Origin of the sequence: Microcoleus sp. S36a_B3 (assembly GCF_036700745.1) — a bacterium.
Taxonomy (GTDB): domain Bacteria; phylum Cyanobacteriota; class Cyanobacteriia; order Cyanobacteriales; family Microcoleaceae; genus Microcoleus.
In genome coordinates this window covers 148,504-172,860 of sequence record NZ_JAUBPN010000003.1, presented here as the reverse complement: position 1 = coordinate 172,860, position 24,357 = coordinate 148,504, and the positions used below count along the sequence as shown (strand labels likewise).

The following is a 24,357-nucleotide window of genomic DNA, read 5'->3' as shown; positions in this document are numbered from 1 at the left end:
TGACAATTTTTGATTGTCATCAAAATATACAATTTAAATGCACAACAGATTATAGTTATTTCTCCTATAAGTGGCGAATTAAAAGGAGGCAGAGCCTCCAGATATGCGTTACTTTCGCTTTTCCTGGTAACAAGCAAAGCCGGAGATGCTGCCCTTCACGCTTGAATTCTGCTTTACTTAGCTGGTCTTGAATTTGCCGCCTTTGGCCGGATCTGACCAATCACAAGAAAAGCCTTTTGTTTCGGGGACAAACTGATTCCAAGGAATCGGTGGCACGGCTTCTGGCGTAGCATAAGCAATTTCAAACAAACCGTCTTCTCTCACCTTACCCAACCGCACAAATTTAGCAAGGTGATGGTTGTTTTCTAGGGTCACTTTGCCCTCCGGTGCGTCAAAAGTTTGACCCAAAGCTGCTGCCCGCACTTTGTCCAAATCGTCGGCTGTTCCTGCTTTTTCGACGGCTTGCTTCCACAGGTAAACCATGATGTAAGCTGCTTCCATCGGGTCGTTTGTCACTCTGTCATTGCCGTATTTTGCTTTGAATGCTGCGACAAACTTTGTATTTGCGGGTGTGTCCACAGTCATGAAGTAATTCCAGGCGGCGTAATGGTCTTTGAGATATTCTACGCCGATCGCCTTTACTTCTTCTTCTGCAATACTGACAGACATTGACGGATATTTGTCCGGGCCCAAACCTGCACCCTGCAACTGTTTGAAAAATGCCACATTGCTGTCGCCGTTGAGGGAATTGAAGATGACCCCGCCGTCGGGCAAAGCTGCCTTGATTTTAGTAATAATGGGCGTGACTTCTGTACCGCCAAGAGGTATGTAATCTTCGCCAACTAATTCTCCGCCTTTGGCTGCTAGCTGTGCTTTAATAATGGTGTTTGCGGTGCGGGGAAAAACGTAGTCAGACCCAACTAAGAAGAATTTTTTTCCTTTATTTTCTAGCAGCCAGTCAACTGCTGGTTCGATTTGTTGGTTTGGGGCTGCCCCGGTGTAAAAGATGTTTTTTGAGCACTCTTGACCCTCGTATTGTACGGGATACCAGAGCATATGATTTTTTTCTTCAAAGACTGGCAATACTGCTTTGCGGCTGGCGGATGTCCAGCAGCCGAAGACTGTGACAACTTTATCTTGGTCGATCAATTTTTTGGCTTTTTCGGCAAAAGTCGGCCAGTCTGAGTTGCCATCTTCTACTATTGCTTCGATTTGTTTTCCGAGGACACCGCCAGCTTTGTTGATTTCTTCGATCGCTAATTGTTCGGCATCAACCACGCTTTTTTCGCTGATGGACATTGTGCCGCTCAAGGAATGTAAAATTCCTACTTTGATCGTGTTTCCACCGCCTGCTGCTGGTGCAGTTCCTGTTGCTGTTGGAGAAGCGGCTGGGGTGGCTGTTGGAGTCGGAGTTCTACAAGCTTTGAGGAATAAACTTGTTGTGAGGGTAGCAGAACCGTATAAAAGAAATTTCCGCCGATCGAATCGCTTTGTCATTTTTCCTTGTTACTCTTAAATAGCTCAGTCAGATGATTGAGAATAACATATAGCGACTTGATATTAAGACTAGGTTGAGAATACTTTTGTATCTTTATATACAAAAGTTATTATTAATTTACAAAATGAAGGTTTGGTGAGGATTGATGGCAAATGTGGCAGAAACGGAGTTTAGACACTAAGATATGCACTTTGAGCGATCGGTCTGAAATTAACAACCGGGTTTCTTTAGAGAATTATCTTATTGATACTAGGAGTTAGACCGTAACTGAGTTTGTGGCACACTTGGATCGTGTCCGATCGATTACGATCACAAAAATGGTTCGTAGTGTGGACACCACAATGCAATAATGAGCGGACTGAAGTCCGCACTACGAAGCGAATTCATCTTGCTGCGGTTAATCGATCGCGCGTTCACAGGAAAATATCAAAGCAGATGACGATCGCCCTTTCTACAAATATAGCAACAGCCACATTGGGCGCGGACATAAATAACCTAATGAATACAGCCGATACCCGTCAAGCATAAATGGTTTGATTCCCCTACTCTGCAACTGCTTTCGGAGTCAACTGTCCACTGTCAACTAATTTATGGAGAATAGCGGACTCGAACCGCTGGCCTCTGCGGTGCGATCGCAGCGCTCTACCAACTGAGCTAATTCCCCTGATTGACTTTCAATTTAGCATTTTAAATGCTCGATTGCCGAATCTCAAAGGCTTGCAAATTGCATTTGCTTTCAATTTTACAAACCGTGACCAACATTAGCACGTAAGGGCTAAAAACGTCAAGAGTTTTCCGCCGCCGGCTCGGTGGGGGCGATCGAGCAAAGTTGGGCCACTCTGTCCAACTCTAAATCAGCAAAATAGTCCACCGTCCAATTAGCTTGGCGCTGGATCATGTGAAACGGGTAAGTGTGAGTCACGCCCGCTACCTGCATCCCCGCTTTTTTCGCCGATTCTATCCCCGCAAAAGTATCTTCTAGGGCCAAACACTCGATCGGTTGCAGGTTCAAACCGGGATATTTCTGGTTGAGAAGTTCCACCGCCAACAAATAGCAGTCGGGTTCTGGTTTGCTCGCCGTCAAGTCGTCACCTGCGACAATTAACTCAAAATTTGCAGCCAAACCGGCTCGCTCTAGCACTAATTCTATATCCGATCGCATGGCCCCGCTAACTACGGCCATTTTTAGTCCAGAAACGCGAATTTTGTCAATAAATTCTGCCAAACCGGTATAAATCGGCAATGTTTCCAAACTATTTATTTTTTCTTGATAAGCTTTGGCCTTGCCTAACAGCAAGCGATCGAGGTATGTTTCTGTGAGATATCGTCCTCGGCGCTGCAGCAGTTCGGTAATGCAAGCGCGATCGCTCTTTCCCAAACAAATTTCTCGAAACTCCCCGCGTTTGAGTTGCAGATTTTCATCTAGCATCAGGCGATCGATTAAGTTCTCGTGAATCGACTCGTCATTAATAATAACGCCATTAAAATCAAATAAAACTGCTTTTAGAGTCATTAGTTATTGGTTATTGGTTATTGGTTATTAGTTATTAGTTATTAGTTATTAGTTATTAGTTATTGGTTATTGGTTATTGGTTATTGGTTGTTGGTTGTTGGTTATTGGTTATTAGTTATTAGTTATATCGTTTCCGCTTGTATCGGACTGATTTAACCACAGAGAGCACAGAGTACACAGAGGGAGAGAATATATATCTGAATCATTCCGATGCTACCGGATTTGATATTATTGGTTATTAGTTATCAGTCATTAGTTATCAGTTATTAATCATCTTGCCCGAAGATCGAAGTCAAAGGGTAGTCATTAAGCTGTCGGACATTTAAATTGTATGTTCAGGGCGGGACACCCCACAAGACGGGGAATTGTTTTGTGACATATAATTTATATACAGCCACTGTTAACAGTTAACTGTCAACAGCCAACAGTTAACAGTTAACTGTCAACAGCCAACAGTCAATAAATCAAGCGGGTGCTGGAATGCCCGGTAAATCGCCATCAAAATCAGGAGCGCGATCGCCCAAATTCGACACCTGCGCCTGACGCACCGGCTCGAAATCTTCTCCCAGAAGAGGTTTCACGCCCTGCGTCACCTGATGCACCCACCAGTGTTCCTGAGTTTGCACCGCAGCAAATCCCGCCGCCCCCGCCCAAGCATCCATACTACCAGCCGCGTAAGACTTAATATAAGGCTCTTCAAAGATATCAGTCAGCCACTCTGTCTGTCGCAAAGTTTTTTGATTTCCGTCCAAAATTGCCACTTGTCCCCCAACCTTCAGCAGTCGGAAGCTTTCTCGCAAAATTGCGCGCGAGACAGCAGGCGGCGTTTCGTGAAACAGCAAGGAAGCTGCGACTAAATCGAAGCTGCTGTCAGCAAAACCCACGCTTTCAGCATTTCCGTGCAACCACTCGATATTCAAGCCGGCTTTTTGCGCCTTCATTTCGGCGACTACCAGCATATAAGGAGACAAGTCCAGGCCGACAACTTCCGCTTCGGGAAAGGCTTGTTTGAGCATCAGGGTTGTCGAACCGGTGCCACATCCCAAATCGATAATTCGGCGCGGTTTTACCCGCACAGCGTCAATTAAACCTTGTCTGACGACTGTTTCGTGGGGAGGCAAAACGTATTGCGTGATTGGATCGTAGGAAACGGCGGCACTGGGGTTGAGGTAGCCGCCTTTGATGCCGTGAAAGTTTTGGCTGCTGTAATATTTGGGATAAACTAGGTTGGTTTGTCGGTGGCGATCGCCCGCTTTTTCCCAGTCAGTACCTTCGTAGAGTCGTTTGATTGCTTCTTCGTCGATCGCCAGTCGGATCAGCGGCGATAAAAAGCGCTCGAAAATTGTATCCTTACCAACAGCCATAAAACTCCTTTCACAAAAACTCTTTTAATTTTAGCCAACAGCAGTAAAATTAGCATTAATTAAAGTTATTTGTCTCCTCGAACCTCTATCCATTACCTCCCCTACATTGCTCGTTGCCCAACTTCCCTTTTATTGCTTGCTTCCTGTCGCTTTTCATTAATCGGAATTTTTATTAAAAACTCCGTCCCGCCGCCTGCAGGTTTAGATATTTTGATGCTGCCGCCGTGTCCGTCTACAACAATTTTGTAGCTGATTGCTAACCCCAAACCAGTGCCTTGTCCCACCGGTTTGGTGGTAAAAAATGGGTTAAAAATTTGGTCTTTAACGCTGTCGGGAATGCCGGGGCCGTTGTCGGCGATCGCCACTTTCAGAAATTTTATGCTATGTTCGCGAACTACTCCTGTGGAAATAGTAATAATTTTATCCAGGCGATCGATCTCGTTCAAGGCATCGATCGCATTGCTCAGCAAGTTCATAAACACCTGATTTAGCTGAGACGGATAGCAGTCTACTAAAGGCACTTTTCCGTATCTCTTGACTATATAAATGCCATTTTTGATTTTGTTGGAAAGCAGCAGCAAGGTATTTTCCATGCCTTCGTGAATGTCCGCCTGCTTTTTGTCTGATTCATCGAGGCGAGAAAAGTTGCGTAAAGAAAGAACTATGCTGCGAATGCGATCGGTTCCTATTTTCATAGAATTTAATATATGCGGCAAATCTTCCTCGATAAAATCTAGCTCAATTTCTTCTGTAAAATGGGCGATTTCCGGGGTGACTTCTGGGAATGTTTGTTTGTACAAACTCACTAATTCTAATAAATCTTTAGTATATTTTGTGGTGTGAGGCAAATTAGCCGAAATGAAGTTAACCGGGTTGTTGATTTCGTGCGCTATCCCCGCTACCATTTGACCGAGGGATGACATTTTTTCGCTCTGCACTAAATGGGTTTGAGTCTTTTTCAGTTCGTGCAAGGCATTATTGAGCAGTTTTACTTGGTCTTGGGTTTGAGTGTAAAGGTGAGATTGAGTAATTGCGATCGCCAATTGATCTGCTACAGCTTTTAACAGTTGAATTTCTTCCGCACTCCAAAACCACTGAGCAGCGTGGCTGCACACTAAATAACCCTGTTGCTCGTTTTGAGTCGGGACTGGCACCGCTAAATAGCTATTAGCTTTCAGTTCGAGCGGTTGACTTGCGCCCCGAGTCCAAGTATCGGCACTAAAAATAATTGGATCGGATTGGTCGCTCCCTACTGACAAATTTTCCACCAAGTAAGGCTCAAAGTTTATCGCTTGTCTCGGACAATCAAATTGGGAAGATTCCCACAAAATTTGTAAAGTTTTGTTCTGCGGTTCGTACCAACCAAAAGCTGCTCGTTCTAGATGCAGCAAATTTACTATTTCTTCGACGGTACTTTGCACGATTTTGTCTAATTCTAGAGAAGTGCGAATGCGTCCAGCAATTCGGTTGAGCATGGCTTCTCGCTCGGCTCTGGCGCGATTGTTTTCCGAGGAATAAATTAGCCATATTGCTGCTAGCATTGCCGGGACTAGCAGTCCGACGACGACGGATGTTAGAAAATTTAATGCTTGCAGTTGGGATTCAATATTTTCGCGGGGAATTATTAAGGCCATCGACCAGTTCACTTCCTGGAGGGGAGCGTAGACGGCATACACCCATTTGTTATCTATTTTTACCAGTTCGATGTTCGTCTGGCGATCGATCATGTGCCGCGCAATTGTGGAGAGTGCGGAATCTTGTGACTGTAAAAAGCTTGGGGCGGACCGATCGCTATTGCCGATTAAGTTATTGTTGGGATGAACAATTGGCACTCCTTCGGAATTGAGCGCAAAAGCGTAACTCTCGGAACCGTACTGCAGGCTGTTAACAACATTTGCTACTCTGTCTAATTTAATGCTGCCCGATAGGACTCCAATTACTTGATTAGAAGCCTGTGGCAAAGCCCAAATAGGAACTGAAACGACGATGGTCGAAACTTGTGTACTGCGGCCGATCAGCGGGTCAGAAACATTGATTTGCCCGGCCATTGCTTTTGTAAAGTGTTGGCGGTCTTTGACATTCGTGCGGTTGCCTAGAGTGTTAATTAGTGAGCCGTTGGGTTGAATTAATGCCAGAATGAAATACTCTTTTAGCCTGTATATTTCTGATTGCAACCGGGGTTCGACTAATTCCCAATTGAGAGTGCGAATCTTTGGAGAGTAAGCGATGGTTTCTATTTCTGCTTTGCGGCTGCTGAGCCAGCGATCGATTTCATCGGTGCCTTTTTCTAATTTTAATAGTGCTATTTCCTTTAAATTATCGAGTATTAGTCCGCGCACAAAAAAATAGCTTACGCAAGTAGTTGTGCTAATGGTTAAAGCCGTGGTGCCTAGAATTAGCAGAGTCAGCAAATGGCGGCGCTGCCGTCTGTGTTGCCAAAGACTTTCTAGTTGCTGCCAGCGCGATTGAGCGCTGACGCCGATGTTTTGCCAAAAGTGGCGCAGTTTTGGGTTTTGGTGGGGCGGCGGCGCAGAAACGGGTCGGGCTTGATTTGCTGGTTTTTGCATCATCAAATGTTCTCGTCGAGAGTGAAATTGATCGAACTGCACGGTCATTCGGCAGAATTAATATCATGTCAACAGTCAGGACTTGATTCCTCCTAGGTTTGGCTGATGGGGATGTGGATTTCTGGCTGCGAATAATTTTTATTTCGATCGCAATATCGCATTCTATTTTGACATCAATTTTGTATTTTGACTTTGATTTTACTTTGTTGAGGTTAGTGCTTTACGATATATTTAATATCTATCTCGTTTGTATAACAAATTTTTTGTAAATAACACAGAGAAAATACGGAGTTTTTTAAACTAGCTATGTATTATAATTTACGAGCAAAACCGTATTGACAATTTAACCAATTTGTGCAGTGAGTTTAAGGAGAAATTTTTTCGTCTAAAGCTTTTTTTGCCAAGCGGGCTGCATAAACGGTGAGGGCGATCGTTGCTAGCAAACCAATGCCGTAAAGAGCCCACTCAGCAGCAGTGCGCGATCGCCCTTCGGCTCCGAGTGCCGCCAAACTCCCAGCGAGATAACCGATATAAACATACATCACAGTTCCGGGAATCATGCCGATCCAAGATGCAAAAAAATAGTCTCTGAAAGATACCTGCGTGACTCCAAAAGCATAGTTGAGCAAATTAAATGGGAAAATTGGCGAAAGTCGCGTCAGCAGCACAATTTTCCATCCTTCAGAAGCAACTGCGGAGTCGATCGCCTGAAATTTAGGATTTCCTTCTATCTGTTTGGAAACCCAATCGCGAGTTAAATACCTTCCTATTAAAAAAGCGAAAGTTGCGCCCAAAACCGAGCCGATGGAAACGCAAACCGTGCCGCCAACGACTCCGAACAAAACCCCAGAACCGAGAGTAAGCAAAGAACCGGGAATAAATAAAACCGTAGCGACAATGTAAATTAGAATAAAAGCTGCAGGGCCCCAAGGGCCCAGACTCGCGATCGCCGATAGCGCATTTTTTAGAATTGCTTGAAAGTTAAAAAACTGTGCCGCCACAATCAAAGCTACAGCTAAAGCAATCCCTAAAAACAGTTTCCACCTTTGGGATGGTGGCGGATTTTCTTCATCGGGCGATCGCAAATCATTCATTGATTAAAATCTCCATTCTCAATAATATGGGCATTGGGGCATTGGGGAATTGGGAATTGGGAATTGGGAATTGGGAATTGGCCAAACAGGGCATTGGGCATTGGCATTGGGCATTGGCCAAACAGGGCATTGGGCATTGGCATTGGCCAAACAGGGCATTGGGCATAGTTTCTTCCTTCTTCCGACGGACTTACATCCGTTACATCCATTACATCCCGTACATTGCTCGTTGCCGAACTTCCTTCTTCCTTCTTCCTTCTTAAGTCAAAGTGCCGCCGCAGCTAGAACCTGAACCAGCCGTACAACCGTAACAATAAGCAGCAGTTTGCACCTCTGGAATCACATCTAAACTGCCAGATTCCAGCAATTTAGCAACAGTTATCTGTTCCCCGCTGCGAGTTTTAGCCGGCAGATTTTCCATTTGGTTAAAATCGCAGTCGTAGACATTGCCCAAATAGTCGATCGACAACTCATTGCGGCACATTAAATGCTCCACAGTACCCGGATTAAAATTATCCTCCAAAAAACCCAGATAAGGCTTGTGAAGTTTCTTATGTTCCAAATGAAACTTAGTCCGTCCCACAGGCAAATTAGTAATCGCGAACAAGTGATTAAAACAAATTCCAAAATTTTCAGCTAAATAAACCTGATAATCTCGCTGTAACTTGCCTTGTTCCGCTGTTAGCGAGAACTTATCTGTTGTCGGCACTTGCGGATTGTACACCAAATCCAGAATCAAATTTGGGTTTTTCCCGTATCCCAACTGATTCAGCTTTTGCAGCGCCAGAATCGAACTGTCAAAAACACCGCTACCGCGCATTTTGTCAACATTGTCAGCTTGGTAGCAAGGAAGCGATGCAACTATTCTGAGTTGTTGCTGCGCGCAATATTCAGGAATATCCTCAAAACCTTTTTCAAAGTAAATCGTTAAATTAGAACGAACAATTACCTCTTTACCTGTTGCCCTTGCTGCTTCTGCTAGCGGTTTAAAACCGTAAAGCATTTCGGGAGCACCGCCAGTGAGGTCAACAGTTTGAATTTGAGGAAAACGGCGAATCATTTCAATTAATTGGTCGCAAATTTCCGGGGAAAGTTCTTCTGTTCGTTTCGGGCTAGCTTCTACGTGACAGTGAGTGCAAGCGAGGTTGCAGCGCTTTCCGAGATTAATTTGTAAAACTGTAATCTGCTTTTTAGTTAAAGCTGAGTTTAGTTTGTTTTTGAAAGGCGTGATTGCTGTCTGAATCATGTGCTAAATTTTTCGGTCTGTGCTCGCAACGGATTGAGAGGCGATCGGCCGGAACGCCTCTCATAATTTAGCACTAATTCTTTGGATGCGACAGCGACAGGTTAAAAATCAGTCCGTTGATAATCGATCGCAACCCGCAACCCAAGGGTGATATTTTCGACATTAATCTGGTTTGAGAGAGTTAACTAATTTTGCAACTCGTGCTTTAATTTCATCTCTAACGCGGTGAAAAGTTTCGATGGGTTGTCCGTCGGGATCGTCGAGTTGCCAATCTTCAAAAACTTCTCGCAATACCCACGCTTCGGGTAAATTCACGCCGCAGCCGCACAGAGAAATTACGGCGTCGTAGTCTTCTGCATTGAATTCGTTTAATGGGTTGGATGTTTGATCTGTGATGTCAATGCCGATTTCTGACATGACTTGAATTGCTGTCGGATGAACTCTGCTTGATTCTAAGCCGGAACTGCTGACAGCAATTTTGCCCTCTCCGATGGTTTTAGCGAATCCTTCTGCCATTTGCGATCTACAGGAATTTCTTTTGCAAACGAACATTACTTTTTTCATGATTTTTGTTGGTTGTGAGTTGTTAGTTGGTGGTTGTTAGTTAGATGTTTCAAGGGCGCGATTTGCTAGTGTGATCGCCTCTTTAGCTGCTTGTTCCTTGCGTTCGCTGTAGCGATCGGTCAAATAGTCCGTTTGCTCCCGCAACAGCAAGGTAAACTTGTACAGTTCCTCCATCACGTCGATCGCGCGATCGCGGAAAGGCGAATCCTTCATCGTCCCATCCTCGTTAAACTCCTGATAAGCCTTCGCAACCGAAGACTGATTGGGAATTGTAAACATCCGCATCCAGCGGCCCAAAATTCTCAAAGTATTGACAGCATTAAAAGACTGAGAACCGCCGCTGACTTGCATCACCGCCAAAGTTCGACCTTGGGTGGGTCTGACAGCCCCAATACTTAAAGGAATCCAGTCAATTTGATTTTTCATAATGCCGGTAATATTGCCGTGCATTTCTGGACTAGACCAGACTTTACCCTCCGACCACAAACTCAATTCGCGCAATTCCTGAACCTTGGGATGCGTATCGGGAACGCTACCGTAAATCGGCAATTCCCGAGGATGAAAAAACCTAACTTCGGCCCCGAAACCCTCAATAATTCTCGCCGATTCTTCCGCCAATAAACGGCTGTAAGAACGCTCTCTTAAAGAGCCGTAGAAAAACAAAATTCTCGGTTTGTGCGTAAAATTTGTCATGATACTGTTAATTAAAATCCCGAAATCCGTTAGACAGTTCTCGATAAACTGCGACTGCTAATTGCGCTCCCCAAATCGGAGCAACCCAGTAAACCCAATGGTGTTGCCAAATTCCGCCAACTAAAGCCGGGCCGAGCGATCGAGCCGGATTCATGCTCGCTCCGGTAATCGGCCCCATAAATGCAGCTTCTAAGCCTACAGTTAAGCCAATTGCTATCCCCGCAAAACCGATATGAGCGCGTCTATCTAATCCCGAACCGAGGATAACAAACATTAAGATAAAGGTCAGGACTGTTTCTAAAATTAGAGACTGCAACCAGTTGCCGTTTAGAGGAACTGTTGCACCGAGATTTGCTACTTTTCCTAGGGTAATTAGCAGCACTTGAGAAGCTGCGATCGCCCCCGCACACTGCGCCAAAACATAGGGCAAAACTTTGTATTTTGGGAAAAAACCGCTCGCCCAAAACCCTAAAGTTACGGCTGGGTTAAAGTGCGCGTCGCTGATATGCCCGATCGCGTAAATCATCGCAGCTACAACGGCACCAAACACAAAACTAACGCCCAAATGAGTTAAAGAACCACCGCTAATTTTGTTGACCATCACCGCGCCGGTGCCGGCAAAAACTATAATAAATGTACCGAGGCCTTCCGCAAGTGCTTCTCGCTTGCAATCTCGTTTTTCACCAGAAGCTAACTTCTTTACTATTGCACCCATCGCTATCAACTCATTGGTTTAAATACATTATATCAAAAAAAATTGATGCGTCTACCCTCTTGGTTCGATCGTTCGGAATGTGAGTCCGCATCAAGACAGGAATGAAGTCCTCACTACAAACCAATAGCGGTTACTTTGGGGGACATAATATTACTTATTAAGAAATATTGATCGGTCAACCCACCTCAGAACAAGGGCGGGCCAGCAGCATCTGACTGAAACGGCGATACTGGGCGAGGTACTCTTCCAGCACGAGAAACTGAGCTAAATTGAGACTGTAGTATATCCAGCGGCTTTCTTGGCGGCTGCGAACCAAACCGGCTTCTTTTAGGGTTTTGAGGTGAAAAGAGAGTTTAGATTGAGAGACTCCAAGCCGATCGCACAAATCGCAAACACATAACTCCTGTTCCCGCAACAACTCCAAAATCTGAATCCGCAGGGGGTCAGAAAGCGCGTGAAAGCCAGCCGAAACAAGTTTTTCGGAAATCTGCGGTTGAGAAGTGCCATCGGGCGCAATTTGAGAATTTTTCACCATCAATTGTAGAAGAAGTCATTAGTCATCAGTCATTAGTCATCAGTCATTAGTCATCAGTCATTAGTGCTGTCGCCTCCGAGCTTTCCGTCCAACGTCATCAGGAAGAAGGAAGAAAAGCAACGGTTTGGGGAATGCGAGAACCTCCTCACCATCGGGTACAGTTGCTATATTTTGCAAAAATCTATATAAAACATCATATTTTCTCAAACTTCATCCCCCAAAATAGGTGCATTTAGCACCGACAGAACATTCCCACTAAATATTAGATATAGTCCAGTAAATCAACAGCAATACTGGTAGGAGCGGGTTTCACTCACCATCTGCAATTCACACCGACAATATCTATAAACCCGCCCATCCTAGACGACAAAATTTGATCGCGGGCAATTCAACGGACATGATATTACTTCGGACTCTGTACTCGCGCCGGCACATCAGTCAATCCGGTCTTTTGCATCAACGAAATTACCCCTACAGATAGAATTCCCCCAATAACTACCCCGACAACTACCAGGATGAGAAAGCCTGTTTGCAGAGTTTTTTTAGTAGCTGGGTGGTACTGTCTGGGCAACTCTTGACCTTGCTCGTCAAGTTCTTGTTCCAAGGGATCTAGCGGATTCGATGGATTTGAGTTAAAAGGATTGGGTGCTTGATTCATGGCTGGCTTTGGTTAAAGGATGTCAACAACTATTTTAACTTGCGATTTGCCCGATCGCCTTAGATAATACATTCTGGTTTTACTCAAGACTCTATAAAATTTATTAAGATATCGATAATTTTAGCAACATTTTTGATAAGATATTCGTCTTTATCAATCTCGATCGCAATTCCTTCTAACTTAAAAAAATTTCCAGATACTCCCAGTTGTCAAAACTCCATAAATTGTCTGAATATCATGTTCGCGACGCTGGTTAAATATTTGTGCTGCAATGGTTCCCCCTGTGCACTCTCCTAAGCCGGATTGAATGTTGTCGTTTTTGGCTTCAACCAAGGCGATTACTGGGGATTCTATGACAAGCTGTTCTGGCGATCGGCTAATTAGAAAATCGCAATAACCGCTCAAACCCCTAGCAGCGTCTACATTGAATTCTCGACCTGAAAATAAACTCATCCGTTGCGATAGCCTTTTTTGATTTCAACTAATATTGGCGCGACAATTAGCTCTGAGCGAGCTTTCTCGGAATTAATTTCTAGCGCTAAAGGCAGATTGAATTGCAAAGTTTCTTGCAAAAAAGTGTTCAGTTCTATTTCGGGAATGTCGGCAAACAAGCCAACCGTTCTATTCAAGGTTATGCCAAAATTTGTCTTAATTTGTTCGACGCTAAATTGACTGTAGGGCATTTAACTCCCTCTCTCGAAAAATTAAGTGTTTTTAAGAAGATGAAATTACATCACTTGAGGCGCTAAAATTTTGAAGCAGGGGTATTTATATACTTGGCTGCTTGTCCAATGCTTTCTGTCAAAGATAATTACTATGACGTTACGCGAACTTCAAGACCGAGCACTGAGGTTGTCTGCCGAGGAGCGATGGCAGTTAATTAATGCTTTGATGCGATCGCTCCAGCCGAAACCCCGATCGAAGGTGAAGCCGAAGGGTTTAGCCGCGAGTTTAATTGGCATTGCGAAAACGGACGCGCCACCACCTACAGATGCCGAAGTAAAGGCAATGTTAGATGAGCGGTTAGTGCAAAAGTATCTCTGATGAAAGTTTTATTTGATACCAATGTTTTACTGGATGCAATGCTGGCCCGCGAACCTTTTGTAGCGGATGCTGCTTTTTTACTGAATGCAGTTGAATCGGGGCGAATTGAAGGGTTTATGTCGGCGACAACGGTTACGGATGTGCATTATTTGGTGGGACGACAAACCAAGAGTTCTGAAGCTGCGATAGCTGCTGTAACTCGACTGTTGGCATTAATGGAAATTTGTGCGGTGGATCGAGAGATTCTGGAGCAAGCGATCGGGCTGGGATTGCCTGATTTTGAAGATGCGGTGTAGATAGCGTGTGCGATCGAGTTAGAGTTAGAGGCGATCGTTACTCGGGATGTGAATGGATTCGCAGGGTCGTCGATTTCCGTTTTGTCGCCTCAAGAACTGAGAAATCGGTTTGACCTAGCAGAGGGCTGAATAAATTAGGCGATCGGTGTTTCATCGCCGCCTTAAAAGCGCCCAAATGAAACACTTACAACAAAAGTATCGGTATCTGTTATCCTTCTGCTTTCGACAAACGATCGAGAGAAATTGTTGCCGCTTGAGATACTTGAGAATTGCTGTCTTTTTCTAAGTATTTCAAAGCAGAGACACTTTTAACACTGGGCAAATTCCCCAAAGCTTCAGCCAGCCTCTGCCGGATCAGCCAATCTTCCGATTGAGTAAAATCGAGGATGCGATCGATCGCGCCAATGTCCTTAATTTCCCCCAAAGCCGAAATCGCCGCCTGCTGAATCACTACTTGCTCGCATTCGAGAGCTTTCAGCAGCACGTCGCGAGCTCGGGGATCTTTGAGATTTCCCAGAGAAACAGCAGCACTAAAGCGCACCAGCCATTCAGTATCTTCATAAAAAGCGCGCACCAAAGCCTCAAAAGCTCGGATATCTTCCAGATAGCCCAAAGCACCCGCAGCATCAGCCCGAATGCCGTAATCAGGTTCAGTTTCTAGTAATTTGACTAGAATGGGATAGCACTCAGGAGTCGGTTTGACTCCGAGAGCAAACACAGCCATCGATCGCACTTGCAAACTTCGATCGTTCAACACCTTTTTAATCAAAGGTACAGCCTCTGCTGCAGGGACGTTCCGCAAGTTAGCCAAAGCTACCATGCGATCGGCAGAATTTTCGCTTTCTAACTTGGCTGCAATTTGCTCTAAGCTTAAAGTTGTCATTATCGGTAAATCTTGTAGTAAAACTTTACATTCTGGTTATTTTGATTATAAGTGAGTCTCCGGTTAAAAGCAGGCAGTAAAAACCGCCCCCATTTGAAATTGTAAACCGATCGCACTATCGATCGAAAACTCGGATTAATGGAAATAATCAATTAGAAAGTCTATTATTAAAATCCCAAGCACAGGCTAGGTGTTTCTGGTGTTTCTGGTGTTTCTGTCATTCCCTAACGCTTTGCGGATATTTATACCAGTTTCCCCCAAAATGCAACTCGGTAGCCTGCGCTCCAAACCCTTATACAATCAATCATTTCCCATCCACAATCGAAAATGGTATTAGCCGCCCTCTGACAACCTGCCCCATCAATTATGTCCTTTTACCACCCACCCTTTTACTCCTCAGCATTAGAACAGGCGATCGACCGCTACCCGCTAACCGCCGTACCAGATACTTCCTTAGCAGCGGCGATCGCCCTGATGAGTCAGTTGGAAAATAGTTGTCCCCTAACCAAAACACCTTTACCCTCAGAACCGGGGGCGATGACCGAAGTCTCCCCGCCGGAACAGGTGCGGGCCTGCTGCGTGCTCGTGGTGCAAGACCAGCAGACTATTACCACAGACAACTTATCCAACAACCCCAGCCGCGGGCTGTTACTGGGGATATTAACTCCCGCCGACTTAGTGAGGCCCATCGCTTCTGGCAAAATAGACACTCAGAAAAAAGGAGCCTCGCAGAAAATACCAATTTCCGACATCATGTCTCCGGTGTCGGTTGTCCTCACAGCATCCGAGGATCAAGACGTGTTCGGCGCTTTATCCTTATTTCGCCAGCACAAAATTCGCTATTTGCCGATCGTCAATCAATTTCGCCACTTGGTAGGAGTGCTCACTAGGGAAAGAATTCGCCAAGTATTGCAGCCTTCAAACATTCTGAAATTGCGGCGGGTAGCAGAATTGATGACTACGCCAATTACAGCGCCCCACACCGCGTCGCTGCTGAGCATAGCCGAACTGATGTCAGAGCATCAAGTCAGTTGTGTAGTCATTACAAAAAACAAAGAATTGACAATGGAGAAACCCAAAGATGACTATACCTCCATTTTTCACTATTCCTTTCAGCAACCTCTGGGAATTATTACCGAATACGACATCGTGCAGGCACTGTTTCTCGAAGTAAATTTCGAGCAAACCCTAGCTCAAGAAGTCATGAGAACTCCCCTGCAATTTCTGCAACCTTCCGATTCCCTGTGGACGGCGCACAAACAAATGCAGCAGCAACAAGTGCAGCGGTTGGTGGTGTGCGGAGGGCGCGGAGAACTATTGGGAATTATTACCCAAACTAACTTGCTCCGAGTCCTCGATCCGACAGAAATGTACCGAGTTGTCAAACAGTTGCAGCAGTCGGTTTATCAACTGCAAGCAGAAAAATTGGAACTGCTGCAAAGCCGCAATGCCAAATTGGAACAGCAGGTGCGCGAACGGACTGCCAAACTCCACGAACAGGTGCAGCGCGATCGGCTGCTAACTCAAATTTCCTTGCGGATTCACCAATCCTTAAACCTCGAAGAAATTCTTAACGCCAGCGTCGATGAAGTCCGGCAAGTTCTGCACGCCGACAGAGTAGCCATAGTGCGTTTGGAGTCGAAGGATTTGGGCATTGTCGTGGCAGAATCCGTTGCCTCCAAGTGGTCTTCGATCTTGGGAGAAATCATGCCAGATACAATGTGGCATGAATCTGCATTCGCGATCGAACAGGAAATATACGCCGTCCCCGACATCGAGCAAGCTAATTTGAATGCCGAAACATCTGCACGCTTACAGCAAGCGCAAATCAAAGCTTATTTGATTGTACCAATTTTGCAAGACAGCAATTTGTGGGGCGTGATGTGCGTCCATCAGTGTTCTAAATCGCGGCAGTGGCAACCTTCGGAAGTGGATTTGCTGCTGCAACTGGCAACTCAAATTGCGATCGCCATTCAGCAAGCCCAACTCTACCAGCAAGTACAAAATCTCAACACCGACCTCGAACGCCAAGTCCAAGAACGCACCGCCCAATTGCAGCAAAAAGTGCAGGAGCTCCAGCATTTAAACGTTCTCAAAGATGAATTTCTCAGCACAGTTTCTCACGAATTACGCACGCCTTTAGCTAATATGAAAATGGCTATTCATATGCTGAAAGTTTCTCCCACACCAGACCGACGGCAGATTTATTTAGAAATTTTAGAAACCGAATGTACTAGAGAAACCGATTTGATTAATGCTTTGCTCGATTTGCAGCGCCTCGAAGCAGCAGCTTGCCCGATCGATCTCGAACCAGTAAACTTAGAAATCTGGCTACCTGCGATTATCGAGCCATTTTACACCCGCACCCAGAACCGCCACCAGCATTTGCGATTTGAGTGCGATTCTCACCTCCCCACCATCAGTTCCAACCGCGCTAGTTTGGGACGAATTTTAGCAGAAATCCTCAACAATGCCTGCAAATATACCGCCAATGACGGCGAAATCTCTCTCAGAGTTGAGTGCAAAAATGGATACTGGGAAGAGGTCGGAAGCGGAAAAAATTCTATCCCAGCAACTGATTTGAGTTCCTTCATCCAATTTAAACTCAGCAATCAATCGTCCATTTCTATACAAGAACTGCCCCGAATTTTTGATAAATTTTATCGAGTTCCCAACGCTGACCCCTGGAAACAAGGAGGTACAGGTTTGGGTTTAGCTTTGGTGCAAAAACTGGTCGAACAGTTGCAGGGAAAAATTGACGTAGAAAGCAGCAATGGCTGGACTAATTTTACCGTAACATTTCCTATTGACCCCGATGAAAATTAGTCCGCCACCAGTCGATTTAAGCTTTGAGATTTACTCCACAAATTAATCTGGAAAATTTAACCAGAGTCTGAAAATCTGTAAACGTTCACTTTTTCGGAGTTTAGTCCTCATATCATGTCCGGTAGATTAATAACAAAAACGGTTGGTTCGTAGTGCGGACTAATGTGATATCGGTCAATCGACCGGAGATGATATCATCAATTTCAAGACTAAACTCCAAACGCTCAAACAAATCTGATGATTGTCGTCCTTTTCCGAGATGATATCACTCTTTTTTCGGAGCTAGTTTGCGGATGCCAGACTCTACTGGTATAAAATTTAAATATTCATTTTTATCTTCCAGAGCTAATGATTTAGATGCTTGATACTTCTTACCTTTGGTGGGATTATTGGAAACTGTACCCAAGCAGGGTATGCCAAAATTTTCTAATTGACTGAAAACTTTTTTGACTACAGAAAACTTGGTCTTGCGAAGTGCTACAACCATTAGCATTCCATCTGTGCGCGCCGCTAAATAATTCGCATCTTTACTGTCAACCAGCGGTGGCGTATCGTAGATAACTAAGTCAAATGTTGCGTGAAGTTCATCCATTAAATACTGCATCCCCGATGAAGCAAGCCGTCTAGCAACACCAGGAATAGGAAGACCTGCAGTTAATACAAAAAGATTATCTTCTAGATGCGATCGCTGGATAATTTCATTTGGTTGGTTTTTACTGTCGTCGAGCAAGTTGCTCAATCCCTTTAGATTAGGCAGTTCCAAGAGGAAGTGCAAGCTGGGCGAATGCAAATCGGCATCTACTAACAGCACTCGCTGGCCCGCCAGCGCTGCAACGTGAGCTAAGTTTAAAGCAACGGTAGATTTGCCTTCACCAACTGTAGCCGAACCAACTGCCAAAGATCCAATAGTTCGATTTGAAGAAAGAAAGCGAATATTAGTATAAAGAGAGTCAAAAGCTTCTATAAATTCCGAAGCAACTTTTTTATCCCCCTCTTTCTTTTCAAGATAAGTATAGGAATTAGCAATAGAAGGCGGAAATTTTTTAGCATTTTTATCCCGAGGAACCACTCCCAATAAAGGCGCATCAAACGCATCTTTAACATCATCAGCAGAGTAGAAAATATTGCGGAACTTTTCAATCAGGATAGCCACGGCCACACCCAACACTAGCCCCCCAATAATTGCCATAAAAAATTTGTTGGCATTTTTCGAGGGTACGGGAATATATTTGCCAGTCTTAGGATCTTGCGGTATCCGGGGTTCAGAAATTACTTCCCAAGGTACTTGGCTTTGAGCTGCTTGGACGCGCAGAGTTTCTCGCTGAGTTAAAAGTTGATCGCGGGTGCGCGCTGCTATGTCTAATTGCTGTTGCAGTTCGTTGTAGCGACGAGCTATACTGGGAAATTCTCTTGCTTGTCGGCTTAAATCATTTTTTGTTTGGGTGATCGCCTGACTGCGAGCTTCTAAAACTTGAACTTGGTTAGCAGTATCAACCAATTGTTTGATCAAGCCTATGCGAATCGAATTTTGAAAATTCTGAACTTTAGCATTGGCTTCAGGGCCTACTAAATTTTGCCCCAAAATTCGCTCAGTTTGCTGGTTGAGTAAAGCTACTAAATTTGCCCGCTTGCGCTCTAAAGCTTCCACTATCGGGTTAGCAGATTTAAAACGAGCTGTTTCTACAGCAATCTGACCTTCTACTTCCTTAACCTTGGTCAGCAACTCTTTATATTGAGGTTCTTCGCTTAAAGCTGAAGCGGCAATAGCTTCATTTGGTGTAAAATCTAATTGCTTTTGCAAGTTAGCGTACAGCGTTTTCTGTTCCTGCAGCAGCCTTTGAGTTTCTAACTCTAAAGTTTCTACGGTGCGAACTTGCTCGATCAATTGCGCGCCTTGTTCTTTAGGATCTGTAATTTTTTGCTGCTGCTGTATCACCTGTAAATCCGACTTCAGGTCATTTACGCGCTTGCTAAGTCCCGGAAGCTGGTTTTCAATAAAATTAACACCTTCACCAATGCGACTCTTGCGTTCGTCAAGGCTGTACTTTAAATATTTCTTTTTAACTTGTTGTAAAACAAACTTAATTAATTCAGGTTCCTGGCCCAGGAAACGAACTTCCAAAATTTTAGTTTGCGTCAGCTCATTCTCTCCGACGCGCAAAACGACTAATCCTTTTTTCAGAAGTTCCTCGGTCATTTTTGGATCTTTTTTTTGGACTTGTTTCACAATAGCCGATAGCATCTGAGGACTCTGGAGAATTTGCAGTTGAGTTGCGTAGTCCAAACTAAAAAAATCTCGACTGGGCACTCCGCCACCCTCGCTGCGATTGGCTAGAGCAGCGGGGTCAGCAATTCTTGCCTCCGTTGTCACGGGTTCCACAAGCAGACTAAAATCGCCTTGATATGTTTTCTTGCTTTGCTTGATTTGAAAATAAATTCCACCGCCTGCTAGAGAGACAATCCCAAGGATGACTAGGGCTTTGCGCCCGAGAGTCCTAAACAACGGGTTGAGATTCAATCCTTTTTGAGGCTGCGCGCCTAACTCTTCTCCCTCGTCAACGGAAAATTGCTGCACCTGTCTGCTCTGGTTGCTAATGGGTACGAGATGAGCGTCCTGTTCTTTTTCCATGTTGACCTCTTTCATATTTTTTTGGTAAAATCAGCTTTGTTGTGCGACCCTTCTGGTTGATACTTTCACCATTGACTTCAGGATATCACAGGAGATTATTGGTTGGTCGGTTCTAGTTCCTGCTAATAATTCTCACTACTTTCACATCATATACAAAAATAACTAAATTCCTATGTTTTGCCTGCTGCAAAAGTTTTTTTACTAATTGCTTGAGAGTTGTATCCGACTGTATTGTTGTCTGCTGTGTTGTGCTTATCTTCTGGGTTTCTGGGTGGCTGTACCCACTTTTTAGGATGTCGCTGAGATCGCCTCTAGCGCGATAACTTTACCAAAATTTTACAATTTGCCCTCACACCTCAGCAGCCGATCGCGCTGCTATTGCCTTCTCCTCTATTCTGCCACTTTTCTGTCAGGCATCAACTGTAGCATCTGTTAAATTATACGCTAATTGACCGACTAAAAAGTTGGCCATTTTGCAGATAGATATAATTAGCAGCCTTCAGCAGATTTTTTGAACTGTAACTAATCGAATCAATTTCCGAAAAAAATCTGTCTTTTATTTTAATAATAAACTTTTTGACGAGCTGGATGACTGCTTAAATCGCTCGACTTATTTGTCGGCATAATTATATCACATACTACTCTCAATAGTGCCGTACATACATAAAAATTAATAACTGGCAAGTTCAAAGTCGATCGACATCTCGAAAAGCTCAAACTTGTGGGTGTTTGTATCGGGGCAAAGCGCGATCGAGAATGTGATGTTTTTGCTTAGAAAAATTAGGTTATAGGGCAATACCGTTTACTTAAGTCGGCTCTCCTGATTTTGTGGTGATAAACAAACCGCATATCCTTACTCCGAGGGCATCACAGAATCGCGAACAGTTGTGCTTGATACCATATACACCATAAACCCAGGAGATCCCTTAAGTCAACGTAGGGTGCGTCGCCCTGAACAACTCTCGCCCTGGAGCGCCAGATTAAACGAGCGACGCACCCTACAACTTATAACTGCTTCCCAGGCTCTGCGAAAAGAACCCATATTTAGAGTATCTGCCTCCGCACAAGATTAGGGAGGCAGAGCCTGGTAACGAGTAGAAAACTCCAATTAGTCAGAGCAAAGAAAGAGTTCGCAATTGATGGGAAGATTGCTATAGATATCGCCCAGATTAGCTGTTGGTAGTTGTTACTTTTTGAGTTTACTCATTGCACTTAGCTGAATCTGTGCTTAGCGATCCTGTACTTTTTTTTCTCTAAGCTGCAACAAAATTGCTGCATGAACTTCGCGGGTAATCGGATAAAAATATGTGAGAATCATGCCGCAAATTAAAGCAATTGTGGGCAGGGGACCGATCGCAACTCGAATCGCAAACAGCGCAGAATCCGGCTGTATTGGAGCAGCCTGTCCCTGAACTGTGGCCAGAAATCCAGCTTGTTCTAATGCTTGTCCTACAAACCACAAGCCCAATGCCAAACCAATTTTTTGCAGCAACACCATAAACGAATAGAACACGCCTTCACGTCTTTCTCCTGTTTGGAGTTCGTCGAGTTCAATCACATCCGGTATCATCGACCAAGGTATGAGATAAGCAGTGGAAACTCCAACCCCGGCCATCACTGCTAACAAATACATCTGGACTACTTGTCCCGGTTGCAGGAAAAACAGTCCGGCTTGTGCGATAATCCACAAACTCATGCCCATAAAATAAACAGCTTTTTTGCCGTATCGCTCGCTGACTTTACTCCAAACAAATAACATGGCGAGTGCGGTGCCTTGAACGGCGATCGCAGTTTGGGTAAAAGTTGCAGCCGGCAGTTTCATCCAGTTGATGACAAAATAGGGCAAAATAGAAGCAGTTAATTGCACGCCCAGCCAAGAACAGAGATAAATTCCAATTACGTATAAAAAAGGACGATTGTTAAATGCAATCCGCAACTGTTCTTTCAGCGGCAAGGAAGTTGAACTGTCCTCTACTGGATGTTCTTGCAATTGAGATAAAACGTGTTTGCGGGTTCCCAAAAAGCACCAGTACAAAGGCAACACTGAAATCACTGCACAAAGTGCGCCTAATACTAAGTATTTTTGGATGTCATCTTTAACTATTGCAAAGATAATTTGCGCTATAATTAGCGACAAAATGCTGCCGCCGATCGAGAAAGAAAACCGAAAACTGTTAAGGCTAGTGCGTTCGTTGTAGTCTTGGGTTAATTCTGGAGTGAGGGCGGTGTAAGGCAGGTTGACGGCGGTGTAGGCGGTGTTAAACAAAATGCCGATCGCCACATAGTACCAAAACAGTATCGTAGGATCTTTGCTGGGAACAATCCACTGCAAAAAGAAGAAGATGCCGAAAGGAATTGCGCCGTAAACTATCCAAGGATAGCGGCGGCCCCACCGATGAGATGTGCGATCGCTCAAAACCCCCACAATCGGGTCATTTATGGCATCCCAAACCTTGCCGATTAACAAAATATTGCTAGCAGTACCCGCAGCCAAACCTGCTACGTTAGTAAAGAAAAACAGCAGGAAAAATACCAGAACATTCGCCGTAATTGCGGGCCCTAGGTCGCCGGCACCGTATGCTAATTTTGTTGAGAAACTGAGTTTTTTTGTTTCAGGGTTGTTGGCTGCTGCTTCAGGCGGGGAAGTGTTGCTCATAAACTTTTGTTTCGGGATTTTTGGGCAGTCGCAGTCTTTGCAGTAGGAGTATAACTCACGCTATGCCGCAATACTAAGTTTTTTTGGGCGATCGGGATGATTCTGAATAATGCGTAATTGGTAGTTGATCGACAAATGCTTCCCAAGTATAATCGCTGATTCGTCAATATCTTTTGCATCGAGCAAGTAAAGCATTTTTGCTATGTTGCAAATAGCGTTTATTTGTATTGGCGATGTTGTGCCCAGTTCGCTGACACCCACACCGCACTATTGGAGGCAGATGCCGGAACGGAACAGCTACAGCATTTTTTGTGATTTTTTGTTCGCTGTTTGCCGTTTTGTTGCGAAATGTTTTGGTTGTTACATGAGTTGTTAATCCGATAATATGTATGCTCTTACTACCACATTGGGGTAACATACTCCCTTGATAATGGAACCGCGAAGACGCAAAGAACGCGAATAGAAGAGGAAAGAGAAGAGTCAGAAGATCGAGGGGATGGCAAACTCGGATGTGGTATTAAATCCTCAACCCGGTTTGTAGGCTGAATCAGAGTTTTAGCGATCGACCTACAAAAAAACTGGGTTCGGTCAGGCAAGGGGGCGCAATTTTTGTGCTACAAATTTTGTTGAATCGTGTCGCAACATTCAGCAACTGTTGCTTTTTTTTCCATTGTTTTAACTAGGGCTTCGTAAGCAGATTTATGGTTTTCGAGTAGGTTTTTTGCTCGCAGGGAAGCTAAGTTTTGTTTGAGTTGAATTTCGGAATTGGGACGGCGCAGTTGTGTGAGGATGGCGCGGATTTTTGTGCGGTCTTCTACGCCGCCTTGTGCGCTGCCATAAACTATTTTTTCGGCTACTATTCCGGCCATCCACACTGTACAATATTGGTCTAAAATTTGGGATGAAAGAGTGCCGCTTTGGAGTTGAGATGCTAGTTGTTCGTCTTCAAATCGGACTCCGCCTTGGGCTGTTTGACCTTGTTTGAATGCTTCAAGAGCGCTGAGGGCGTAGCTGCTTACGGGAATTCCTAACAGGTGGGCGACTAGGAAGTGCCCGGCTTCGTGGTGGAGGATGCGATCGCGCTTTTGTTTGGAACTTCCCCCAAGCAAATCTACTAAAATTGTACCGCCTTGACCTTGCCACTGGAAAGTGTCGAGGGTGGCTAGCCCTAATAGGCAAAAAGTGGCGATCGCAGGTACGGCTTCTGGCAAGTTGAATAAAGGGCCCAATATTATGGAAACGGTGATGGCGAAGATCGAAATAGCGATAATATTCAAAGAAGTGTCTTTCATAATTGGGAATTGGTAATGGGGAATTGGTAATGGGTAATTTGTAATAGGAAATTGGCCAAACAGGGCATCGGCCAAACAGGGCATCGGCCAAACAGGGCATCGGCCAAACAGGGCATCGGTTGAATTATTTTTTTTCCTTCTTTCTTCAGAAAGGCGAAAAGTTACATCAGCCCGATCGCTTACCGGCCGGGACTTCCGAAAAAAACATACCATCTTCTAGTTTGACTGAAAATTGCCGATCGTCCGCCACCTCTATTAAAAAGATATTAAAATAAATCAAAGTA

The 24,357-nt window shown here is 44.6% G+C and carries 21 protein-coding genes and 1 tRNA gene; 4 read left to right on the top strand and 18 right to left on the bottom strand.

The window, feature by feature from the left end; all coding sequences use genetic code 11:
• Nucleotides 1–177: 177 nt before the first annotated feature.
• Nucleotides 178–1,497 carry an urea ABC transporter substrate-binding protein gene (gene urtA, locus QUA01_RS04675; protein ID WP_194071000.1) on the bottom strand — a complete coding sequence of 440 codons (1,320 nt, stop codon included), beginning with the start codon at nt 1,495–1,497 and terminating at the stop codon, nt 178–180.
• 328 nt (nt 1,498–1,825) lie between these two features.
• On the opposite strand from urtA, the gene QUA01_RS04670 reads away from it, so the two are divergent.
• Nucleotides 1,826–2,026: a hypothetical protein gene (locus tag QUA01_RS04670; protein ID WP_194071001.1), complete on the top strand. Its 201-nt coding sequence runs from the start codon at nt 1,826–1,828 to the stop codon at nt 2,024–2,026.
• A 63-nt stretch (nt 2,027–2,089) separates the two neighbouring features.
• Here the strand turns inward: QUA01_RS04670 and QUA01_RS04665 are convergent.
• From QUA01_RS04665 to QUA01_RS04605, 13 genes are all read right to left on the bottom strand, one after another.
• Nucleotides 2,090–2,162 (bottom strand) — tRNA-Ala (locus QUA01_RS04665).
• A 120-nt stretch (nt 2,163–2,282) separates the two neighbouring features.
• Nucleotides 2,283–3,011: an HAD family hydrolase gene (locus QUA01_RS04660; protein WP_194008652.1), complete on the bottom strand. Its 729-nt coding sequence runs from the start codon at nt 3,009–3,011 to the stop codon at nt 2,283–2,285.
• Between the two features lie 464 nt (nt 3,012–3,475).
• Entirely contained in the window at nt 3,476–4,375 is a 900-nt protein-coding gene (locus tag QUA01_RS04655) for a class I SAM-dependent methyltransferase (RefSeq protein ID WP_194071002.1), read from the bottom strand.
• Between the two features lie 101 nt (nt 4,376–4,476).
• Nucleotides 4,477–6,945 (bottom strand): ATP-binding protein, encoded by a 2,469-nt coding sequence (locus QUA01_RS04650; RefSeq protein WP_333087181.1) that lies wholly within the window; start codon nt 6,943–6,945, stop codon nt 4,477–4,479.
• Between the two features lie 362 nt (nt 6,946–7,307).
• Nucleotides 7,308–8,036 (bottom strand): TVP38/TMEM64 family protein, encoded by a 729-nt coding sequence (locus QUA01_RS04645; protein ID WP_333087179.1) that lies wholly within the window; start codon nt 8,034–8,036, stop codon nt 7,308–7,310.
• 259 nt (nt 8,037–8,295) lie between these two features.
• Nucleotides 8,296–9,282: an arsenosugar biosynthesis radical SAM (seleno)protein ArsS gene (gene arsS, locus QUA01_RS04640; RefSeq protein ID WP_333087178.1), complete on the bottom strand. Its 987-nt coding sequence runs from the start codon at nt 9,280–9,282 to the stop codon at nt 8,296–8,298.
• Between the two features lie 162 nt (nt 9,283–9,444).
• On the bottom strand, nt 9,445–9,846 hold the full coding sequence (gene arsC, locus QUA01_RS04635; RefSeq protein ID WP_333087177.1) for an arsenate reductase, glutathione/glutaredoxin type: 402 nt from the start codon (nt 9,844–9,846) through the stop codon (nt 9,445–9,447).
• Nucleotides 9,847–9,882: 36 nt separating this feature from the next.
• Complete coding sequence (arsH, locus tag QUA01_RS04630) at nt 9,883–10,539, bottom strand: arsenical resistance protein ArsH (RefSeq protein ID WP_333087176.1); 657 nt, start codon at nt 10,537–10,539, stop codon at nt 9,883–9,885.
• 7 nt (nt 10,540–10,546) lie between these two features.
• Nucleotides 10,547–11,254 carry an MIP/aquaporin family protein gene (locus QUA01_RS04625; RefSeq protein WP_333087174.1) on the bottom strand — a complete coding sequence of 236 codons (708 nt, stop codon included), beginning with the start codon at nt 11,252–11,254 and terminating at the stop codon, nt 10,547–10,549.
• Nucleotides 11,255–11,429: 175 nt separating this feature from the next.
• Entirely contained in the window at nt 11,430–11,789 is a 360-nt protein-coding gene (locus tag QUA01_RS04620; protein WP_333087173.1) for an ArsR/SmtB family transcription factor, read from the bottom strand.
• 403 nt (nt 11,790–12,192) lie between these two features.
• Nucleotides 12,193–12,447 carry a hypothetical protein gene (locus QUA01_RS04615; RefSeq protein WP_333087172.1) on the bottom strand — a complete coding sequence of 85 codons (255 nt, stop codon included), beginning with the start codon at nt 12,445–12,447 and terminating at the stop codon, nt 12,193–12,195.
• A 180-nt stretch (nt 12,448–12,627) separates the two neighbouring features.
• Nucleotides 12,628–12,900: a hypothetical protein gene (locus tag QUA01_RS04610; protein WP_333087171.1), complete on the bottom strand. Its 273-nt coding sequence runs from the start codon at nt 12,898–12,900 to the stop codon at nt 12,628–12,630.
• Nucleotides 12,897–13,130 (bottom strand): hypothetical protein, encoded by a 234-nt coding sequence (locus QUA01_RS04605; RefSeq protein ID WP_333087170.1) that lies wholly within the window; start codon nt 13,128–13,130, stop codon nt 12,897–12,899. Before QUA01_RS04605 ends, QUA01_RS04610 begins: the two co-directional genes overlap by 4 nt.
• 133 nt (nt 13,131–13,263) lie before the next feature.
• Between QUA01_RS04605 and QUA01_RS04600 the strand changes: the two genes are divergently transcribed.
• Together QUA01_RS04600 and QUA01_RS04595 are read left to right on the top strand one after the other, a co-directional pair.
• Nucleotides 13,264–13,491, top strand: a complete 228-nt coding sequence (locus QUA01_RS04600; protein ID WP_194067282.1) for a hypothetical protein — start codon at nt 13,264–13,266, stop codon at nt 13,489–13,491.
• Nucleotides 13,491–13,787: a PIN domain-containing protein gene (locus tag QUA01_RS04595; RefSeq protein WP_333087168.1), complete on the top strand. Its 297-nt coding sequence runs from the start codon at nt 13,491–13,493 to the stop codon at nt 13,785–13,787. The genes QUA01_RS04600 and QUA01_RS04595 overlap by 1 nt, the downstream gene beginning before the upstream one ends.
• A gap of 208 nt (nt 13,788–13,995) precedes the next feature.
• Here the strand turns inward: QUA01_RS04595 and QUA01_RS04590 are convergent, their stop codons facing one another.
• Nucleotides 13,996–14,670: a HEAT repeat domain-containing protein gene (locus tag QUA01_RS04590; RefSeq protein WP_194008661.1), complete on the bottom strand. Its 675-nt coding sequence runs from the start codon at nt 14,668–14,670 to the stop codon at nt 13,996–13,998.
• A 366-nt stretch (nt 14,671–15,036) separates the two neighbouring features.
• Between QUA01_RS04590 and QUA01_RS04585 the strand changes: the two genes are divergently transcribed.
• Nucleotides 15,037–17,496, top strand: coding sequence for a CBS domain-containing protein (locus QUA01_RS04585; RefSeq protein WP_333087166.1), 2,460 nt, complete (start codon nt 15,037–15,039; stop codon nt 17,494–17,496).
• Nucleotides 17,497–17,761: 265 nt separating this feature from the next.
• On the opposite strand, the gene QUA01_RS04580 is transcribed toward QUA01_RS04585, so the two are convergent.
• The 3 genes from QUA01_RS04580 to QUA01_RS04570 all read right to left on the bottom strand — a co-directional run bounded on the left by QUA01_RS04580 (nt 17,762) and on the right by QUA01_RS04570 (nt 24,073).
• Entirely contained in the window at nt 17,762–20,140 is a 2,379-nt protein-coding gene (locus tag QUA01_RS04580; RefSeq protein WP_333087165.1) for a GumC family protein, read from the bottom strand.
• Nucleotides 20,141–21,353: 1,213 nt separating this feature from the next.
• Entirely contained in the window at nt 21,354–22,781 is a 1,428-nt protein-coding gene (locus QUA01_RS04575) for an MFS transporter (protein WP_333087164.1), read from the bottom strand.
• 614 nt (nt 22,782–23,395) lie between these two features.
• The gene (locus QUA01_RS04570) at nt 23,396–24,073 is read right to left on the bottom strand and encodes an ATP-dependent Zn protease (RefSeq protein WP_333087163.1); all 678 of its coding nucleotides are present in this window, start codon (nt 24,071–24,073) and stop codon (nt 23,396–23,398) included.
• Nucleotides 24,074–24,357 lie beyond the last annotated feature (284 nt).

What these genes read in the sequence shown, in the direction of transcription:
- urtA (WP_194071000.1), bottom strand. Translation starts at nt 1,497, where the DNA reads ATGACAAAGCGATTCGATCGGCGGAAATTTCTTTTATACGGTTCTGCT.
- QUA01_RS04660 (WP_194008652.1), bottom strand. Translation starts at nt 3,011, where the DNA reads ATGACTCTAAAAGCAGTTTTATTTGATTTTAATGGCGTTATTATTAAT.
- QUA01_RS04655 (WP_194071002.1), bottom strand. Translation starts at nt 4,375, where the DNA reads ATGGCTGTTGGTAAGGATACAATTTTCGAGCGCTTTTTATCGCCGCTG.
- QUA01_RS04650 (WP_333087181.1), bottom strand. Translation starts at nt 6,945, where the DNA reads ATGATGCAAAAACCAGCAAATCAAGCCCGACCCGTTTCTGCGCCGCCG.
- QUA01_RS04645 (WP_333087179.1), bottom strand. Translation starts at nt 8,036, where the DNA reads ATGAATGATTTGCGATCGCCCGATGAAGAAAATCCGCCACCATCCCAA.
- arsS (WP_333087178.1), bottom strand. Translation starts at nt 9,282, where the DNA reads ATGATTCAGACAGCAATCACGCCTTTCAAAAACAAACTAAACTCAGCT.
- arsC (WP_333087177.1), bottom strand. Translation starts at nt 9,846, where the DNA reads ATGAAAAAAGTAATGTTCGTTTGCAAAAGAAATTCCTGTAGATCGCAA.
- arsH (WP_333087176.1), bottom strand. Translation starts at nt 10,539, where the DNA reads ATGACAAATTTTACGCACAAACCGAGAATTTTGTTTTTCTACGGCTCT.
- QUA01_RS04625 (WP_333087174.1), bottom strand. Translation starts at nt 11,254, where the DNA reads ATGGGTGCAATAGTAAAGAAGTTAGCTTCTGGTGAAAAACGAGATTGC.
- QUA01_RS04620 (WP_333087173.1), bottom strand. Translation starts at nt 11,789, where the DNA reads ATGGTGAAAAATTCTCAAATTGCGCCCGATGGCACTTCTCAACCGCAG.
- QUA01_RS04615 (WP_333087172.1), bottom strand. Translation starts at nt 12,447, where the DNA reads ATGAATCAAGCACCCAATCCTTTTAACTCAAATCCATCGAATCCGCTA.
- QUA01_RS04610 (WP_333087171.1), bottom strand. Translation starts at nt 12,900, where the DNA reads ATGAGTTTATTTTCAGGTCGAGAATTCAATGTAGACGCTGCTAGGGGT.
- QUA01_RS04605 (WP_333087170.1), bottom strand. Translation starts at nt 13,130, where the DNA reads ATGCCCTACAGTCAATTTAGCGTCGAACAAATTAAGACAAATTTTGGC.
- QUA01_RS04600 (WP_194067282.1), top strand. Translation starts at nt 13,264, where the DNA reads ATGACGTTACGCGAACTTCAAGACCGAGCACTGAGGTTGTCTGCCGAG.
- QUA01_RS04595 (WP_333087168.1), top strand. Translation starts at nt 13,491, where the DNA reads ATGAAAGTTTTATTTGATACCAATGTTTTACTGGATGCAATGCTGGCC.
- QUA01_RS04590 (WP_194008661.1), bottom strand. Translation starts at nt 14,670, where the DNA reads ATGACAACTTTAAGCTTAGAGCAAATTGCAGCCAAGTTAGAAAGCGAA.
- QUA01_RS04585 (WP_333087166.1), top strand. Translation starts at nt 15,037, where the DNA reads ATGTCCTTTTACCACCCACCCTTTTACTCCTCAGCATTAGAACAGGCG.
- QUA01_RS04580 (WP_333087165.1), bottom strand. Translation starts at nt 20,140, where the DNA reads ATGAAAGAGGTCAACATGGAAAAAGAACAGGACGCTCATCTCGTACCC.
- QUA01_RS04575 (WP_333087164.1), bottom strand. Translation starts at nt 22,781, where the DNA reads ATGAGCAACACTTCCCCGCCTGAAGCAGCAGCCAACAACCCTGAAACA.
- QUA01_RS04570 (WP_333087163.1), bottom strand. Translation starts at nt 24,073, where the DNA reads ATGAAAGACACTTCTTTGAATATTATCGCTATTTCGATCTTCGCCATC.